General features: G+C 63.8%; 16 protein-coding genes and 1 tRNA gene. 6 read left to right on the top strand and 11 right to left on the bottom strand.

What is annotated here, in order from left to right:
* Position 1 precedes the first annotated feature (1 nt).
* The 5 genes from HNP48_RS18920 to HNP48_RS18940 all read right to left on the bottom strand — a co-directional run bounded on the left by HNP48_RS18920 (position 2) and on the right by HNP48_RS18940 (position 5,104).
* A complete protein-coding gene (locus HNP48_RS18920) occupies positions 2-922 on the bottom strand; it encodes an A24 family peptidase (RefSeq protein ID WP_184859823.1) in 921 nt (306 codons plus the stop codon).
* Positions 922-2,142: a type II secretion system F family protein gene (locus HNP48_RS18925; protein ID WP_184859825.1), complete on the bottom strand. Its 1,221-nt coding sequence runs from the start codon at positions 2,140-2,142 to the stop codon at positions 922-924. The genes HNP48_RS18920 and HNP48_RS18925 overlap by 1 nt, the downstream gene beginning before the upstream one ends.
* A gap of 28 nt (positions 2,143-2,170) precedes the next feature.
* Positions 2,171-3,910: a type IV-A pilus assembly ATPase PilB gene (pilB, locus tag HNP48_RS18930; protein ID WP_184859828.1), complete on the bottom strand. Its 1,740-nt coding sequence runs from the start codon at positions 3,908-3,910 to the stop codon at positions 2,171-2,173.
* A 138-nt stretch (positions 3,911-4,048) separates the two neighbouring features.
* Positions 4,049-4,125 (bottom strand) — tRNA-Pro (locus tag HNP48_RS18935).
* A 49-nt stretch (positions 4,126-4,174) separates the two neighbouring features.
* Positions 4,175-5,104, bottom strand: a complete 930-nt coding sequence (locus HNP48_RS18940) for a polyprenyl synthetase family protein (RefSeq protein ID WP_260420295.1) — start codon at positions 5,102-5,104, stop codon at positions 4,175-4,177.
* Between the two features lie 226 nt (positions 5,105-5,330).
* On the opposite strand from HNP48_RS18940, the gene rplU reads away from it, so the two are divergent.
* From rplU to proB, 4 genes are all read left to right on the top strand, one after another.
* Complete coding sequence (gene rplU / locus HNP48_RS18945) at positions 5,331-5,642, top strand: 50S ribosomal protein L21 (protein ID WP_024814187.1); 312 nt, start codon at positions 5,331-5,333, stop codon at positions 5,640-5,642.
* Positions 5,643-5,657: 15 nt separating this feature from the next.
* Positions 5,658-5,915 carry a 50S ribosomal protein L27 gene (gene rpmA, locus HNP48_RS18950; RefSeq protein ID WP_184859832.1) on the top strand — a complete coding sequence of 86 codons (258 nt, stop codon included), beginning with the start codon at positions 5,658-5,660 and terminating at the stop codon, positions 5,913-5,915.
* A gap of 181 nt (positions 5,916-6,096) precedes the next feature.
* Positions 6,097-7,167: an Obg family GTPase CgtA gene (gene cgtA / locus HNP48_RS18955; RefSeq protein ID WP_184859834.1), complete on the top strand. Its 1,071-nt coding sequence runs from the start codon at positions 6,097-6,099 to the stop codon at positions 7,165-7,167.
* A gap of 102 nt (positions 7,168-7,269) precedes the next feature.
* Complete coding sequence (gene proB / locus HNP48_RS18960; RefSeq protein WP_184859836.1) at positions 7,270-8,412, top strand: glutamate 5-kinase; 1,143 nt, start codon at positions 7,270-7,272, stop codon at positions 8,410-8,412.
* 68 nt (positions 8,413-8,480) lie between these two features.
* Here the strand turns inward: proB and HNP48_RS18965 are convergent, their stop codons facing one another.
* Positions 8,481-9,188: an RNA pyrophosphohydrolase gene (locus HNP48_RS18965; protein ID WP_184859838.1), complete on the bottom strand. Its 708-nt coding sequence runs from the start codon at positions 9,186-9,188 to the stop codon at positions 8,481-8,483.
* A gap of 90 nt (positions 9,189-9,278) precedes the next feature.
* Between HNP48_RS18965 and HNP48_RS18970 the strand changes: the two genes are divergently transcribed.
* A complete protein-coding gene (locus HNP48_RS18970) occupies positions 9,279-11,021 on the top strand; it encodes a proline--tRNA ligase (protein ID WP_184859840.1) in 1,743 nt (580 codons plus the stop codon).
* Positions 11,018-11,698 carry a lytic transglycosylase domain-containing protein gene (locus tag HNP48_RS18975; RefSeq protein ID WP_184859842.1) on the top strand — a complete coding sequence of 227 codons (681 nt, stop codon included), beginning with the start codon at positions 11,018-11,020 and terminating at the stop codon, positions 11,696-11,698. Before HNP48_RS18970 ends, HNP48_RS18975 begins: the two co-directional genes overlap by 4 nt.
* A gap of 26 nt (positions 11,699-11,724) precedes the next feature.
* On the opposite strand, the gene HNP48_RS18980 is transcribed toward HNP48_RS18975, so the two are convergent.
* From HNP48_RS18980 to prfA, 5 genes are all read right to left on the bottom strand, one after another.
* Positions 11,725-13,056, bottom strand: coding sequence for a hemolysin family protein (locus HNP48_RS18980; RefSeq protein ID WP_184859844.1), 1,332 nt, complete (start codon positions 13,054-13,056; stop codon positions 11,725-11,727).
* 69 nt (positions 13,057-13,125) lie between these two features.
* Positions 13,126-14,133, bottom strand: a complete 1,008-nt coding sequence (locus HNP48_RS18985; protein WP_184859846.1) for an AAA family ATPase — start codon at positions 14,131-14,133, stop codon at positions 13,126-13,128.
* Between the two features lie 154 nt (positions 14,134-14,287).
* Positions 14,288-14,611: a Grx4 family monothiol glutaredoxin gene (gene grxD / locus HNP48_RS18990; protein WP_184859848.1), complete on the bottom strand. Its 324-nt coding sequence runs from the start codon at positions 14,609-14,611 to the stop codon at positions 14,288-14,290.
* A 52-nt stretch (positions 14,612-14,663) separates the two neighbouring features.
* On the bottom strand, positions 14,664-15,518 hold the full coding sequence (prmC, locus tag HNP48_RS18995) for a peptide chain release factor N(5)-glutamine methyltransferase (protein WP_184859850.1): 855 nt from the start codon (positions 15,516-15,518) through the stop codon (positions 14,664-14,666).
* Between the two features lie 25 nt (positions 15,519-15,543).
* On the bottom strand, positions 15,544-16,632 hold the full coding sequence (gene prfA / locus HNP48_RS19000; protein WP_184859852.1) for a peptide chain release factor 1: 1,089 nt from the start codon (positions 16,630-16,632) through the stop codon (positions 15,544-15,546).
* Between the last annotated feature and the right edge of the window lie 37 nt (positions 16,633-16,669).

Raw genomic sequence — 16,669 nt, forward strand, 5'->3', positions numbered from 1 at the left:
GCTACAGCCCGAGGAGACCCAGCACCGCCTGCATAATGCTTTCGGGGGTGAACACCATGGACACCAAGCCTGCTCCAACTAAGAATGGGCCGAAAGGGACATATCCGCCTTCCCGCAGTCGATTTCGGAATTTCATGACCAAGCCCACGATGGCGCCGACGATGGAGGCCATCAAGATAATGGGGAGTAGGGCTTGCCAGCCATACCAGGCGCCAAGCACGGCAAACAGCTTGAAGTCGCCATAGCCCATGCCCTCCTTGCCGGTGGCGAGCTTGAATCCCCAGTACACGATCCACAGAGACAGATAGCCAGCTGCAGCGCCTACCACCGAGGTAGCCGCAGGAACACCGGTCCAGCCCAGCGTCGAAGCAAGCAACCCTGTCCACAGCAAGGGCAGGGTGATGTCATCAGGCAGCAGGGTGGTGTCCCAGTCGATCATCGCAAGCGTTACCATCGCTGCAGCAAATCCGCACCAGATCAGGGTGGGTAATGACAATCCCCCCCAATGGCCCAGAAACGCGAACAGGCCCGCGGTGCTCAGCTCCACCAAAGGGTAGCGCACACTGATGTTTACCCCGCAGGACGAGCATTTGCCCCGCAGGACTAAATAGCTCAGGACGGGTATGTTTTCATACCATTGCACCATGTGCCCACAGGCTTGGCAGCGCGAGCGCGGAACCAGCAGATTGAAGGGCTCTGGATTGAACGGCTCTGAAACGGGTGGAAGCACCGCAGCTAGCTCTGCCGTCGTAGCGCTAGTGGTTTGCCGGGCTGCACGCTCTGCCGCATAAGCGGCTACTTCTGCATCCCACTGCCGCTCCATCATCTTGGGCAGCCGGTAGATCACCACATTCAGGAAACTGCCGATCATCAAACCGAACAAGCCGACCAGCGCGGCACTCCACCACGGATCCAGGAGCATCAAACAACCTGGCCGAGTTTGAAGATGGGCAGGTACATAGCCACCACGATGCCACCAATCAGGGATCCCAGAAACACAATGATGATCGGCTCCATGAGGCTGGACAAACCCGCGACCATTTCGTCTACCTCGGCTTCATAGAAGTCCGCTGCTTTTCCCAGCATGTGATCGATAGAACCCGACTCTTCACCGATTGCGCACATTTGCAGCACCATCGATGGGAAAACGTTGGCATTGCCCATGGCCGCCGTCAGGCTGGTGCCTGTGGAGACCTCTTGTTGGATTTTCTCGGTAGCGGCAAGATACACAAAGTTACCAGACGCACCTCCGACGGAATCGAGCGCTTCGACCAGGGGGACTCCAGCCGCAAACATGGTAGCCAATGTTCGTGTCCAGCGGGCGACACAGGATTTATCGATCAGCACCCCAAAAATAGGCATCTTCAGCAAAGCGCGGTCCATGAAGCGCTGCATCTTCTCGCTTCGCTTCCAGGCTTGCATGAAGAAATAGAAGCCACCTCCAATCACCCCGAAGATCAGCCACCACCATTTGACAAAAATTTCACTAATGGCCATCACAAACAAGGTGGGGGCGGGCAGGTCGGCGCCAAACGAGGTGAATACTTCCTTGAAAGCGGGGACCACGAAAATCATGATCACCGTGACCACCACAAAGGCCACAATAATCACCGAGATGGGGTACATCAGTGCTGACTTGATCTTGGACTTGATGGCCTCCGTTTTTTCCATGTAGGTGGCCAGACGGTCCAGCAGCGCTTCCAGAATACCTGCTGCTTCACCGGCTTCCACCAGGTTGCAGTACAGGGTGTCGAAGTACAGGGGATGCTTGCGAAAGGCCGCATTCAGCGAAGTCCCTGTTTCCACATCAGTGCGGATATCGTTGAGCAGCTTGGTTACGCTGGCATTGGTGTTGCCGCGGCCGACAATGTCGAACGATTGCAGCAGCGGCACCCCAGCCTTCATCATGGTGGCCAGTTGGCGCGTGAACAGGGCGATGTCCTTGGGCTTGATCTTCTTGCCCGACTTCATCCGCCGTTTCTTGATCTTGGTCGGGAACACGCCCTGGCGGCGCAGCGTGGCCTGGACTTGGTTCTCGCCCCCTGCGCGGATTTCCCCGCGCACGATCTTGCCTGCGCGGTCCTTGCCTTCCCATTCGAAGACGAATTCCTTGATGTCCTTGGTTGCTACTGCAGTCGCCATGGTGTTCCCCGTCGCTACTCTGTAATGTTTATTCGTTGGTCACGGCCAGCACCTCTTCGAGAGAGGTCAGACCCAGCTTGGCCTTGTGCAGTGCTGCCTCGCGCAGGGAGCGCACGCCTTCACTTCGGGCCTGCTCCGCGATCTCCAGAGCGCTGCCATCGCGCAGAATGATGCGCTGGATTTCTTCTGTGATCGGCATGACCTGGTAGATGCCGACCCGGCCCTTGTATCCATTGTTGCAGGCGGAGCACCCCACGGGGCGATAAGGCACCCATGAGCCATCGAGCTCCTCGTCGGAGTAGCCCGCATCCACCAGGGCTTCGTGCGGAATGTCTGCGGGCGCCTTGCAGTTGGGGCACAGGCGCCGGGCCAGACGTTGCGCCGTGATCAGGATGACGCTGGAAGCGATATTGAACGGCGCGATGCCCATGTTGCGCATGCGCGTGAGCGTCGTTGGCGCATCGTTGGTGTGCAGCGTAGACAGCACCAAGTGGCCCGTCTGGGCTGCCTTGATCGAGATATCGGCTGTTTCCAGGTCGCGGATTTCCCCCACCATGATGATGTCGGGATCCTGGCGCAGAAAGGACTTGAGTGCGACGGCAAAGGTCAGGCCGGCCTTGTCATTGACGTTGACCTGGTTCACGCCGGGCAGGTTGATTTCCGACGGATCTTCTGCCGTGGCGATGTTCACCCCTGGCTTGTTGAGCAGGTTCAGGCAGGTGTACAAAGACACCGTCTTGCCCGAGCCCGTGGGGCCGGTCACCAGAATCATGCCGTAGGGGCGGCTGATAGCGTCTAGCAGGCGGGCCTTTTCCTCGGGTTCGTAGCCCAGTGCATCGATACCCAGCTTGGCGCTGGACGGATCCAGGATACGGATCACGATCTTTTCGCCAAACAGCGTGGGCAGGGTGCTCACCCGAAAATCGATGACCCGATCGGGGCCGATTTTCAATTTCATCTTCCCGTCCTGCGGCACCCGCTTTTCGGAAATATCCATGCGCGAAATCACCTTGATGCGCGAAGCCAGCTTGTCCTTGATGGCAATCGGCGGCGAGGTGATTTCCCGGAGTTCTCCGTCGATGCGGAAGCGCACGCGGTACTGATGCTCATAGGGCTCGAAATGCAGGTCGGACGCTCGCATATTGAAGGCATCAAGCAGCATCTTGTGCAGGAACTTGACGACAGGCGCGTCTTCCACGTCCGACGCCGCGCCAGCATCAGCGGCGTCGGGTTCTTCTTCAACAGGAATATCGTCGAACTCGAAATCCCCGCCGCTGGTCATGGCCTCCATCGACTCGGACGTCGATTTCGTGGTGCTTTCAACCAGTCGGTTCAGTTTGTCATATTCAGCGATAATCCAATCCACGCCCATCTGGGTGGTGAACTTGATTTTCTCGGCGGCCTCCTGGTCGGTCGGGTCTGCCGTGGCGACGATCAAGCGGTTGTTGCGTTTGCTCAGCACCACCACCCGGTAGGCTTGGCAGATCTTCGCATCCAGCAGATCCTTGGGCAGCCGCAGGGGGTCAATGGCCTCCAGGTCCAGCAAAGGGGCGCCAAAGACGGCCGATACCGTATGGGCCAGGTCGCCGGCAGAGACAACCCCCGAACCGGTTAACTCGGCTATAAAGCTGGTGCGGCTGGTTTGTGACTTTTTGTAAATATCCTCGGCTGCCTTCTGGGTCAGCTTTCCCGCAGACATCAACGCCCGGCCCAAGCCCGGAAGGGCTATTGCAGGTGTTTCTTTCTGAGCAGTATCTACAGCAGCCATGTAACCGGTAATGTGTTAGGAATTGAACAGCAGGCCATCCTATCATCGCCTATTGGCAAAGACCTGTACAGCTTTGCATATTGGCGCCTGAACCACAGTTCAAAATGAATTTGCCATGCGACACCCTCCGTAGGACGGTGGTCGGGGTGAGAGGATTCGAACCTCCGGCCTCTACGTCCCGAACGTAGCGCTCTACCAGGCTAAGCTACACCCCGTATGGCGCCCGTGGGGCGCCAGGACCTGTGGGTCGCATGAGGGCACGGCCTATGCGCGACGGTCCAGCAATTGAGACGCCAAGTGTAGCAAACCGGCGGTGTAATCGTTGCCCGGCAGGGCCTGCAGAGCGGCAATGGCTCTGCGGGCCTCTGCAGTCGCTGCGGCCCGGGTGACTTCCAGTGCGCCGGTTTCGCGGACAATGGCAATGATGGCGGGGAGTTGCTCGGTGGAGCCTTGCTCGATGGCCTCCCGGATGATCGCGGCCTGGGCCGCCGTGCCGCGTTGCATGGCTGCAATCAGCGGCAGGGTGGATTTGCCTTCGCGCAGGTCATCTCCCAGGTTCTTGCCCATCTCGCTGGCGTCGCCGTCGTAGTCGAGCACGTCGTCGATGATCTGGAATGCCGTGCCCAGGGCCTGGCCATAGGAGGCGCAGGCGTCTTCGAGTTCGGGGGGGCTGCCTGCAAGGACGGCGCCCAGGCGCGCGCTGGCCTCAAAGAGCTTGGCCGTCTTGGAGCGGATCACCCGTAGATATCCCTCCTCGTCCAGTGAGGCGTCGTGCATGTTCATCAGCTGCTGCACCTCGCCCTCAGCAATCACGTTGGTGGCTTCCGAGAGGATTTCCATGACCCGCATGCTGCCGGTCTCGACCATCATCTGGAAGGAGCGCGTATGCAGGAAATCGCCCACCAGCACGCTGGCCGGGTTGCCGAAGGTCTCGTTGGCCGTCGCGCGACCACGGCGCAGGGTGGATGCATCGACCACGTCATCGTGGAGCAGCGTGGCGGTGTGGATCAGCTCGACCACGGCAGCCAGGCCGAAGCGGTGGGCGCCGCGGTAGCCCAGGGCGCCGCAGATGAGCAGCAGCAGCGCTGGCCGCAGCCGCTTGCCGCCTGCAGCAATGATGTACTGCGAAATCTGCCCGACCAGCGGGACAGAGGAGGTCAGGCGTGCGGCAATCACCCGATCCACCTCGTGCATGTCGGCGGCGATGAGCGTGAGTGCGGGCGTGGCGGCTGGTTGGGAGTGGTCAGTCAAGATAGGAGCGCTCGAAGTGCAGCGGATTATAGGAACGGCCATGGCCTTCCTGCCGTGGCGGTGCCCCACGTTTGCGGCGGATGTCGCTGGCTTGCCACGATCTGCTGCCTGTGCTAAAATCGAGGGCTCTGCGGAAATCCGTCTGCAGAACTCATATCAAGAGGTCAACATGTACGCGGTCATAAAAACCGGCGGCAAGCAGTATCGCGTTGCTTCCGGCGAAAAAATCAAAGTAGAACAGATTGCTGCGGACGTAGGCCAGGAAATTGTGATCGACCAGGTTCTGGCTGTCGGCAACGGCGCTGAACTGAAGGTAGGCACGCCCCTGGTGTCCGGTGCAACGGTCAAAGCCACTGTCGTGGCACACGGCAAGCACGACAAAGTGCACATCTTCAAGATGCGCCGTCGCAAGCACTATCAGAAACGCCAAGGTCATCGCCAGCAGTTCACCGAACTGCAAATCGGTGTGATCGCTGCTTAATCGGGAGCTGATGTCATGGCACAGAAAAAAGGCGGCGGCTCTACGCGAAACGGACGTGACTCCAAGCCAAAGATGCTGGGTGTCAAGGCGTTCGGTGGTGAACTGATCAGTGCGGGCTCCATCATCGTGCGCCAGCGCGGTACCCGTTTCCACCCCGGTACCAACGTGGGCGTGGGCAAGGACCACACCCTGTTTGCACTGGTGGACGGCCACGTGTCGTTCGGCACCAAGGGTGCCCTGTCCAAGCAGACAGTCAATGTGACGGCCGCCTGAGGGATCTTTCCTTCGGCAGCAAACGAAGCCCCGCCTGGTCGGGGCTTTGTTGTTTGGACGCCTGGCATCGCCTGCATGCCCGTCCCCCTGGTGTCTTGCACACCCCTCGAAAAGAGCAAAGCCCTGCTGCTCCTTCACCGGTGATTTTCTTGCGCAGCGCTCTTTTGTAAACTGGATACCCATGAAGTTCGTCGATGAAGCCTATATTGACATTGCTGCCGGTGATGGCGGCAATGGCTGCGTGTCGTTTCGGCACGAGAAGTACAAGGAGTTCGGCGGCCCCAATGGGGGGGACGGTGGCCGGGGTGGGCATGTGTTCGCCGTGGCGGACCCAAGCCTCAACACCCTTGTGGACTACCGCTACTCGCGCCGGCACGAAGCCAAGCGGGGCGAGCACGGCATGGGTTCCGACATGTTCGGTGCCGCAGGTTCCGACATCACGCTCAAGATGCCCGTGGGTACCATCATCACGGATGCAGAGACCGGCGAGGTGCTCTATGAATTGCTCAACCCTGGCGAGGTTCTGACCATCGCCAAGGGCGGCGACGGCGGCTTTGGCAACCTGCGCTTCAAGAGTGCCATCAACCGCGCCCCGCGCCAGAAGACCCCCGGCTGGCCCGGCGAGAGGAAGAATCTCAAGCTCGAACTCAAGGTGCTGGCCGACGTCGGCCTGCTGGGCATGCCCAATGCGGGCAAGTCCACCTTCATCACGGCCGTGTCCAACGCACGGCCCAAGATCGCAGACTACCCCTTCACGACCCTGCACCCCAACCTGGGCGTGGTGCGCGTGGGGCCGGAGCAGAGCTTTGTGATCGCCGACATTCCGGGCCTGATCGAGGGTGCCTCCGAAGGTGCGGGCCTGGGCCACCAGTTTCTGCGCCATCTGCAGCGTACGCGCCTGCTCTTGCACATCGTGGACCTGGCGCCCTTTGACGACACGGTCGATCCTGTCGCCCAGGCCAAGGCCATTGTGGGTGAGCTCAAGAAATACGACCAGTCGCTGCATGACAAACCGCGTTGGCTGGTGCTCAACAAGCTCGACATGGTGCCCGAAGACGAACGCGACAAGCGCGTCAAGGATTTCGTCAAGCGCTTCAAGTGGAAGGGGCCGGTGTTCGAGATCTCCGCCCTGACGCGCGAAGGCTGCGAGCCGCTGATCCACGCCATCTTCCGCCATGTGCAGGCCGAGCAGCGCCTGGAGAATGTGCCCGAGGAGATCGACCCGCGCTTTGCCGGGGATGCTCCGGCCTGACCTGGCGGGATGTGCAAGCCCCGGTTTTCCCTGGGGCGACCATACAGAACACAATGCGGTGGCCGCCAAGGCAACCCAGCGACAGAGGCAATAGAAGCAAAAATGGTTTCCAGTGTGCTGCGGGATGCCCGCCGAATCGTCGTCAAGGTAGGCTCCAGCCTGGTCACCAACGAAGGCCGGGGCCTTGACGAGGCGGCCATCGGTGAATGGAGCCGGCAGCTGGCCGCGCTGGTGCGCGGCGAGGGCGGTGGCGCTCCGCGCGAGGTGGTCATGGTCTCCAGCGGCGCCATTGCCGAGGGCATGAAGCGCCTGGGCTGGACTTCCCGCCCCCATGAGGTGCATGAACTGCAGGCCGCCGCCGCCGTTGGCCAGATGGGCCTGGCCCAGATGTACGAGACCAAGCTGCGCGAGCAGGGCATGGGCAGCGCCCAGGTGCTGCTCACCCATGCCGACCTCGCCGACCGGGAGCGCTACCTGAATGCGCGCTCCACCCTGCTCACCCTGCTGCGCCTGGGGGTGGTGCCCGTGATCAACGAGAACGACACGGTGGTCAACGACGAAATCAAGTTCGGCGACAACGACACTTTGGGCGCGCTGGTGGCCAACCTGGTCGAGGCCGATGCCCTGGTCATCCTCACCGACCAGAAGGGCCTGTACACCGCCGACCCGCGCCGCGACCCGGCCGCGCAGTTCGTGCACGAGGCCCAGGCGGGCGACCTCGCATTGGAGGCCATGGCCGGCGGCGCCGGCTCCAGCATCGGCAAGGGCGGCATGATCACCAAGATCCTGGCGGCCAAGCGTGCAGCGGGCTCGGGCGCCTCCACCGTCATTGCCTGGGGGCGCGAGCAGGACGTGCTGGTGCGCCTGGTGAACGGAGAGGCCTTGGGAACCCTGCTGGTGGCGCAAACGCAGAAGAAACAGGCCCGCAAACAGTGGATGGCCGACCACCTGCAACTGCGCGGTGCGGTGCTGGTCGATGCCGGCGCCGCGGCCAAGGTGCGCGATGAAGGCAAGAGCCTGCTGCCGATTGGCATGACGGCCGTTGAGGGGGATTTCTCGCGCGGCGACGTGATCGCCGTGCGTGACCTGGCCGGGGTGGAGATCGCCCGGGGTCTGGCCAATTATGCAAGTGCCGAGGCGCGCCTGCTGTGCCGCAAGTCTTCCTCGGAATTCGAGCGGCTGCTGGGCTATGTGGCCGAAGCCGAGATGGTGCACCGCGACAACATGGTGCTCACCACGGCGTGATGAGGGATCTTGCCGGGGCAGCACCTGGCTGCGGCAAGCACCTGCCCCGGGCGCCAGCCCGGCCGGGACTACTTGGCCGGTGGCGGGCCGTCGTTCGTGCTGCTGGCGTCCAGAGGGGAGGGGGCCGGCAAGCCCTCCAATCCCATGGGCCGGCTGCCCTGCGGGTCGGGGTCGAAGCTTGCGCCCGGCGGCAACTCCATGCCGGGATTCACCAGCAGCGAACCCGTGCGGAACATGGCGCTGCCCGCATGCTCCCCATCGCGCGTGCGCATGCCGCTGCGCAGGTAGCGGTTGCGCTGCTCGTTGCGGGGCAGGAAGCGCGCCAGCTCCGTGAGTGCCATTTCATAGACACCACGTTTGAATTCCACGACCACATCCAGCGGTACCCAGTAGTCGTTCCAGCGCCAGGCGTCGAACTCCGGGTGGTTGGTGGCACGCAGGTTCAGATCCCAGTCGTGCCCCAGCAGCTGCAGCAGATACCAGATTTGTTTCTGGCCCTTGTAATGTCCGCGCGCATCGCGGCGGATGTACCGGTCAGGCACCTCATAGCGCAACCAGTCCCGGGTACGGGCCACCAAGCGCACGTGGTTGGGGTGCAGGCCCACTTCTTCGTGCAGCTCCCTGAACATGGCCTGTTCCGGGGTTTCTCCCCGGTCGATGCCACCCTGTGGAAACTGCCAGCTGTGGGTGCGGATGCGTTTGCCCCAGAACACCTGGTTCTTCTGGTTGAGCAGGATGATGCCGACGTTCGGCCGAAAGCCGTCCCGGTCAAGCATAATCAAACCCCAAATTTTTAAACTGTGTCCATTATGCACGGCGCTTAGAGCGCAGCAAGTGGGCTGCACCTGAACGCCCTCCGCCCCAGCATGAAAGCCTCCCAATTCTTCATTTCCACCCTCAAGGAAGCGCCTGCCGATGCCGAGGTGGTCAGCCACCAGCTGATGACGCGCGCCGGTCTGATCAAGAAGCTGGGCGCAGGTATCTACAACTACATGCCCATGGGGCTGCGTGTGGTGCGCAAGGTGGAAGCCATCGTGCGCGAGGAAATGAACCGCGCAGGTGCTGTGGAAGTCACCATGCCTGTGGTCCAGCCGGCCGAGCTGTGGCAGGAAACCGGCCGCTTCGAAAAAATGGGCCCTGAACTGCTGCGCATCCAGGATCGCCACGGCCGGGACTTCGTGATTCAGCCAACCAGCGAAGAAGTGATCACTGACATCGCGCGCCAGGAGCTGCGCAGCTACAAACAGTTGCCAAAAAACTTCTACCAGATCCAGACCAAGTTCCGCGACGAGCGCCGCCCGCGCTTCGGCCTCATGCGTGGCCGCGAGTTCACCATGAAGGACGCCTACAGCTTCGACCGCGACCAGACCGCCGCCAAGGCGAGCTACCAGGTCATGGCCCAGGCCTACCGCCGCATCTTCGACCGCTTCGGCCTGACCTACCGTGCCGTGGCCGCCGACAGCGGCGCCATCGGCGGTGATCTGAGCGAGGAATTCCAGGTGATCGCCGCCACCGGCGAAGACGCCATTGTCTACTGCCCCGGCAGCGACTACGCCGCCAACATGGAAAAGGCCGAGTCCCTGGCGCCTGCCGGCCCGCGCGGCGCTGCCACGCAGGCGCTGACCAAGACGGCCACGCCCGGCAAGAGCACCTGTGCCGATGTGGCCGAACTGCTGTCCGTGCCCCTGAAGACCACCGTCAAGTCGCTGGTCCTGGCCACCGACGAGACCAACGAGGCGGGCGAGACCGTCAAGACCCAGGTCTGGCTGGTGCTGCTGCGTGGCGACCATGACATGAATGAGATCAAGGTCGGCAAGGTACCGGGTCTGGCGGGCTTCCGCTTCGCCACCTTGGGGGAGATCGAAGAGCACTTCGGCTGCAAGCCGGGCTATCTGGGGCCCATCGGCCTGAAAAAGCCGCTCAAGATCGTGGCCGACCGCGAAGTGGCGCTCATGGCCGACTGGATCTGCGGTGCCAACGAAGCCGATTTCCACATCACCGGTGTCAACTGGGGCCGCGACCTGCCCGAGCCCGATGCCGTGGCCGACCTGCGCAATGTGGTCGCGGGCGATGCCTCGCCCGATGGCAAGGGGGAACTGGCGATCGAGCGCGGTATCGAAGTGGGCCATGTCTTCTACCTCGGTACCAAGTACAGCCGCGCCATGAATGCCACCTTCCTGGACGAGAACGGCAAGCCCCAGCCCCTGGAAATGGGTTGCTACGGTATCGGCATCACGCGCCTGCCAGCCGCAGCCATCGAGCAGAACCACGACGAGCGCGGCATCATCTGGCCCGACGCCATTGCCCCCTTCACCGTGGTGATCTGCCCCATCGGCATGGACCGCAGCGAAGAGGTGAAGGCCGCAGCCGAAAAGCTTTACGCGGACTTCCTCGCCGCCGGCGTGGACGTGCTGCTCGACGACCGTGGCGAGCGCCCCGGCGCGATGTTTGCCGACTGGGAACTGATCGGCGTGCCCCACCGCGTGGTGATCGGCGACCGTGGCCTCAAGGAAGGCCATGTCGAGTACCAGCACCGCCGCGACAGCGCCGCCACCAAGGTGGCGATCACCGAGATCCAGGCCCATGTGAAGGGCCGCATGGCGGTATGAGCGGCGAGGGGGTGAGCACAGGGCAAGCGGGCGGGGGCCTGTCCAGGCGTTCCTGCCTGGTGGCCACGGCGTCGCTGGCGGGCCCTTCGGCCTGGCTGGCTGTGCCTGCGCTCGCCCATGCCGGCGGCCAGCTCGAAGAGCCGCTCATGGACTCGGTGCGCACTGCGCTGAGCTCGGCCATCGCCAACCAGGCACCGCCCGAGCCCGAATTCTTCACCACCGAGACGCGCCTGCACTATGTGCGCTGGCTCGCATCCATGAGCGACCGGCTGCGCCGGCGCAAGCCCGAGTGGCAGGTGCGCCGCGACTTCCTGCAGACCGTCTGGTACGAATCCAAGCGCGCGGGGCTCGACGTCTCCCTGGTGCTCGGCCTGATCCAGGTGGAAAGCGGCTTTCGCAAATTCGCCGTCTCCAGCGTGGGCGCGCGCGGCTACATGCAGGTCATGCCGTTCTGGACGCGTGTGATCGGCGATGGCGATGCCGGCAAGCTGTTCCACATGCAGACCAATCTGCGCTTTGGCTGCGTGATCCTGCGCCACTACCTCGAACGTGAGCGGGGCGACCTGTTCATGGCGCTCGGCCGCTACAACGGCAGCCGCGGGCGTTCGCCGTACCCCGATGCGGTCTTCGGCGCCCAGCGCGCCTGGAACTACGTGGACCGGCCCGCCACGGGCTAGCCAGGGCCTGACCGGCGGCGCCCACCCTAGACGATAGTGCCTGGGGTATTGGTGTTGTCTGGCGCCACAGACTGCGACAGCCGCGACACCATCACCTGGTCGATGCGGTAGCTGTCCACATCGAGCACCTCGAACTTGTAGCCACCCCAGCTCACGCTGTCGGTGCGGCGCGGGACGCGGCGCAGCATCACCATCAGAAAGCCTGCCAGGGTTTCGTACTCCTCGCCATGGGGCAACTCGTCGAGCGACAGCGCACGCAGCACATCGCTGATGGGGGTCACGCCATCGATCAGCCACGAGTTCTCGTCGCGCCGCACGATCTGCTCTTCGTCCAGCGGCGAGACCAGGTCGCCCATCACCGTGCTCATCACGTCATTGAGGGTGACGACGCCCACCACCAGGCTGTACTCGTTGACGATGACCGCGAAGTCCTCGTGCACCTGGCGGAACTGCTCCAGCACCTCCGACAGCGTGAGCCGGTCCGGCACGATCAGCACCTTGCGCACCAGGCTGTCGTCGGCCAGCGAGATCGGCTGGTTGTTGAGCACGCGCTGGAACAGGTCCTTGGCGTCCACGTACCCCACCACATGGTCGATGTCGCCCTCGCAGACCGGGTAGGTGGAAAACGGCTCGGCGGCGATGCGCAGGCGGATCACCGAATCGGGCTCGTCGCGCAGGAAATAGGCGATCCGGTCGCGTGGCGACATGGCGCTGGACACCGTGCGCGTGTCCAGCTCGAACACGTTGGTGATGACCTGCTGCTCGCGTGCCGCGAGCACGCCCGCGCGTGCACCGGCCTCCATCATGGCGAGGATGTCGTCCGAGGTGATGCGGTCGTCGCGCAGCGACGACAGGCCCAGCACGCGGAACAGTGCATCCGCGCCCCGGCTGTAGAACCACACCACGGGGCGTAGCAGGGCCATGCACCAAGCCATGGGCTTGGCCAGGCGCACCACCAGCCGCTCGGGTTCGGCCATGCCCAGGCGCTTGGGAAACAGGTCGGCGAACAGGATGAACAGCGAGGTGATCACCAGGAACGAGGCCAGAAAGCCCACGCGCTGTGCGTTGTCCTCGGTCAGCCACCAGCCGAACAGGGTGCTGAAGTGCGGGCTCAGTGCCCCTTCGCCCACGATGCCGCCCAGGATGGCCACGGCGTTCTGCCCCACCTGCACCACCGTGAAGTAGTCGCCCGGCTGCTCCTGCATGCGCATCACGCGGTCCGCGCGTGCATCGCCTTCGTCGGCCATCTGGCGCAGCCGCAGGCGGCGCGCAGCGGCCAGCGAGATCTCGGCCATGGAGAAGAAGGCGCTGGCTGCGATCAGCAGACCGATGACGAACAGGCTTTGGGACAGGCTCATGGGTGGCAGGCCCGCCGTCAGGGGCGGGGCTGTCCAAGTGTAGCTGCCCGTTTCCGGGCGTGGCGGTCCCTACTGCACGAAGCCGATACGACCGCGCCCTGTGGCCGCCTTGGGCAGGTCGGCCACCTCCACCGTGGAGCGCCGATCGAGTCGGGCGTTGCCGAAGCCCGTCATCAGCGCGCGGCGCATCTCGCGCGGCGGCATGGTCGCCAGCAGGTCCAGCACATCGCCCTGGGGCTCGGGGTCGAGCAGGCGGCCCCAGTCATGGCCGGTGCGGATGCCCTGGTACAGGTTGCGCGCAATGGTGCGCGCCTGGGCCAGCGTGGGGGCCTCCACTTCGAACACATTCATGCGGTTCAGGATGGGATCGGGGATGCCCCGGCTGTCGTTGGCCGTGGTGATCCAGATGACCTGGCTCGCGTCGATGGCCACCTCGGCGAACTCATCGGTGAAGCTTTGCGCCGTGTCGTGCTCGAGCAGGCTGTACAGCGCGCCCAGCGGGTCGTACTGGGCATCTGACGCAGCCTTGTCGATCTCGTCCACCACGATCACCGGGTTGGCATATTCGCCTTCCACCAGCGCCTCGAACACCTTGCCCGGCCGTGCGCCCTTCCACTGTGCAGACGAGCCCGACAACAACCAGCCCGCCGTCATGGAACTCATGGGCAAGAGGTTCATGCCCGTGCCCAGCAGGTCGGCCAACTGGCGGGCAAAGTGCGTCTTGCCAATGCCTGGCGGCCCCAGCAGCAGCATGGGGGTCACCTCCAGTCCGTCGGCGCTGTCCTGCGCCAGGGCCACATGGCGCTTCACGTCGTCCAGAACGTCGGTGAAGTTGGGCAACTGTTCGTAGAGGCTGGCCATGTCGGGCACACCCGAAGGCTTGACCTGGAAGCGCTCCGGCCCGCGTTCGAGCATGCGCTCGTAGACGGTGCGCAGGGTTTCGTACTCGCGCTGGTTTCCCGACTCCTGCAGCCGTGCGAGCTTGCGCTCCACATCGCCGGGGTGGAACACATTGCGCATCTGGGCCACCGGCAGGCGCAGGGCAGGGGCTTGGGGAACAAGGCTATGGCCGGTCATCGCGTGCTCCTGGTGAGTTGCAAAAGCGTCACATCACGCAACCATTCAAGCACACAACATGCCCGTCCTAACGCAGGACAAGCCCTGACAACCTGCCGTGTTGCCAGAAAGCAAAAGCCGCCCGAAGGCGGCCTGGTGCAGAGCGAAGAATCGCTTACTCGCCGGTGCCGAGCACCTGCTTGAGTTCACCCGATTCGTACATCTCCATCATGATGTCCGAGCCGCCGATGAACTCGCCCTTCACATACAGCTGCGGAATGGTGGGCCACTGGCTGTACTCCTTGATGCCCTGGCGGATCTCGTCGTCTTCGAGCACGTTCACCGTGACCACGGACTTGGGGTCCACGCCGCTGGCCTTGAGGATCTGGATCGCGCGGCCCGAGAAACCGCACATGGGGAAGCTCGCGCTGCCCTTCATGAACAGCAGGATGTCGCTGGATTTCACGAGGGCGTCGATGCGTTGTTGGGTGTCGCTCATGGGAATACTCCTTGAAAAGGCTGGCAGGCCTTGCCAGCCTGCAATAGCGCGATTATTTCACTGTCGGCCATTGTCCGCCCGAGCAGCGTGCGATGCCTGCCAGGTCCATGCGGCTTTGCACCTGGTCGAAACCCCGCTCGCGCAGCAGCGCGCACACGGCATCGGCCTGGTCGTGGCCGTGCTCCAGCAGCAGCCAGCCGCCAGGCAGCAGGTGGTCCGGCGATTGCACCACGATGGTGCGTATGTCGTCCAGCCCGTCAGCGCCACTGGCCAGGGCCGAGAGCGGTTCGTGGATGAGTGCCGCCAGGTGCGGATCGGCCGCGGGGATGTACGGGGGGTTGGTGACGATGGCATCGAAATGCCCATCCACGCCACTCAGCCAGTTGGCCTGTGCAAACCGCACCGGCAGGGCCAGGCGTTCGGCGTTGGCGCGCGCCACAGCCAGGGCATCGGCGCTGGCATCCACGGCCAGCACCTGGGCGGCGGGGCATTGGTGCTGCAGGGCCAGTGCGATGGCGCCGCTGCCCGTTCCAAGGTCTACCACCCGGGGGGCGGGCAGGGAGGCCAGGAGGACCAGCGCCCAGTCCACCAGGGTCTCGGTATCGGGGCGCGGGTCGAGCACGCGCGCGTCCACCGACAGGGGCAGGCCATAGAACTCCTTGGTGCCCGTGAGGTAGGCCACCGGCTCGCCTGCCGCGCGGCGCAGGCACAGGGCTTCAAAGCGGTCTGCGGCTTCGGTGGGCAGTGCATCCGTGTCATGCGCCAGCAGCCATGCGCGGTCGGTGGAGGCTCGGCCAACGGCATGCAGCAGCAGCAGTTGCGCGTCGATGCGCGCCAGGCCCAGCGTGCGGGCCTGGCCCAAGGCATCGGCCACGGTGGCGGGTGGGTTGGCGGTGGTGTCGTCCATGGATGGGGTGGGGCGCTGCACGGGGTCAGACCGCCGCGCTGGTCTCCAGTTCCGCAAGCTGTTCGGCCTCGCGTGCATGGGCCATGGCCTGCAGCACGTCGGCCAAGTCCCCTTCCATCACCTGGAGCAGCTTGTACAGCGTGAGGTTGATGCGGTGGTCCGTGAGCCGCCCCTGCGGGAAGTTGTAGGTGCGGATGCGGTCGCTGCGGTCGCCGCTGCCGATCAAGCCCTTGCGCAATGCGGCCTCCTTGGCGGCGCGCTCGCTGCGCTCCTTTTCCTGGATGCGCGCCTGCAGCACCTGCAGGGCCTTGGCCTTGTTGCTGTGCTGGCTGCGGCCGTCCTGGCATTCGGCCACGATGCCCGTGGGCAAGTGCACCACGCGCACGGCCGAGTCGGTCTTGTTGATGTGCTGGCCGCCCGCGCCGCTGGCGCGGAAGGTGTCGATGCGCAGGTCTGCCGGGTTGAGCTTGATGGCCTCGGTCTCGTCGGGCTCGGGCATCACGGCCACCGTGCATGCGCTGGTGTGGATGCGGCCCTGCGTCTCGGTGGCGGGCACGCGCTGCACGCGGTGGCCGCCCGACTCGAACTTGAGGGCGCCATACACGTTGTCACCCTCGATGCGCAGCACGATTTCCTTGTAGCCCCCGAGTTCGGCCGCGTTCTCGCTCACCACCTCGACCTTCCATCCGACGTTGGCTGCGTAGCGCGAGTACATGCGCGTGAGGTCGCCCGCGAACAGGGCCGACTCGTCGCCCCCGGTACCGGCGCGGATTTCCAGAAAGGCATTGCGCGCATCGTCCGGGTCCTTGGGCAGCAGCAGGCGCTGCAGTTCGTCTTCCAGCGCCACGAGCTCGGCCTCGGCGCTGGTGATCTCCTCCTGCGCCATCTCGGCCATGTCGGGGTCGGCCAGCATCTCGCGGGCGCCGGCCAGGTCGGCTTTGCGCTGCTGGTAGCGGGCATAGCGTCCCGCCACCTGGGTCACCTCGGCATGTTCGCGCGAGATCAGGCGGTACTGCGCCATGTCGCCCATGATGTCCTCGCGCGAGAGCAGGAAATCGAGTTCGCCCAGGCGCTGGGCATAGCGCTCCAGCTGGTTTCGGAGAAAGGTCTTCATGCGGTGAAAGAGAGGGAGAGGGCTGCACGGTCGCAGC

The sequence above is a fragment of the Acidovorax soli genome, from assembly GCF_014207955.1.
In the GTDB taxonomy this organism is placed as follows: domain Bacteria; phylum Pseudomonadota; class Gammaproteobacteria; order Burkholderiales; family Burkholderiaceae_C; genus Acidovorax; species Acidovorax soli_A.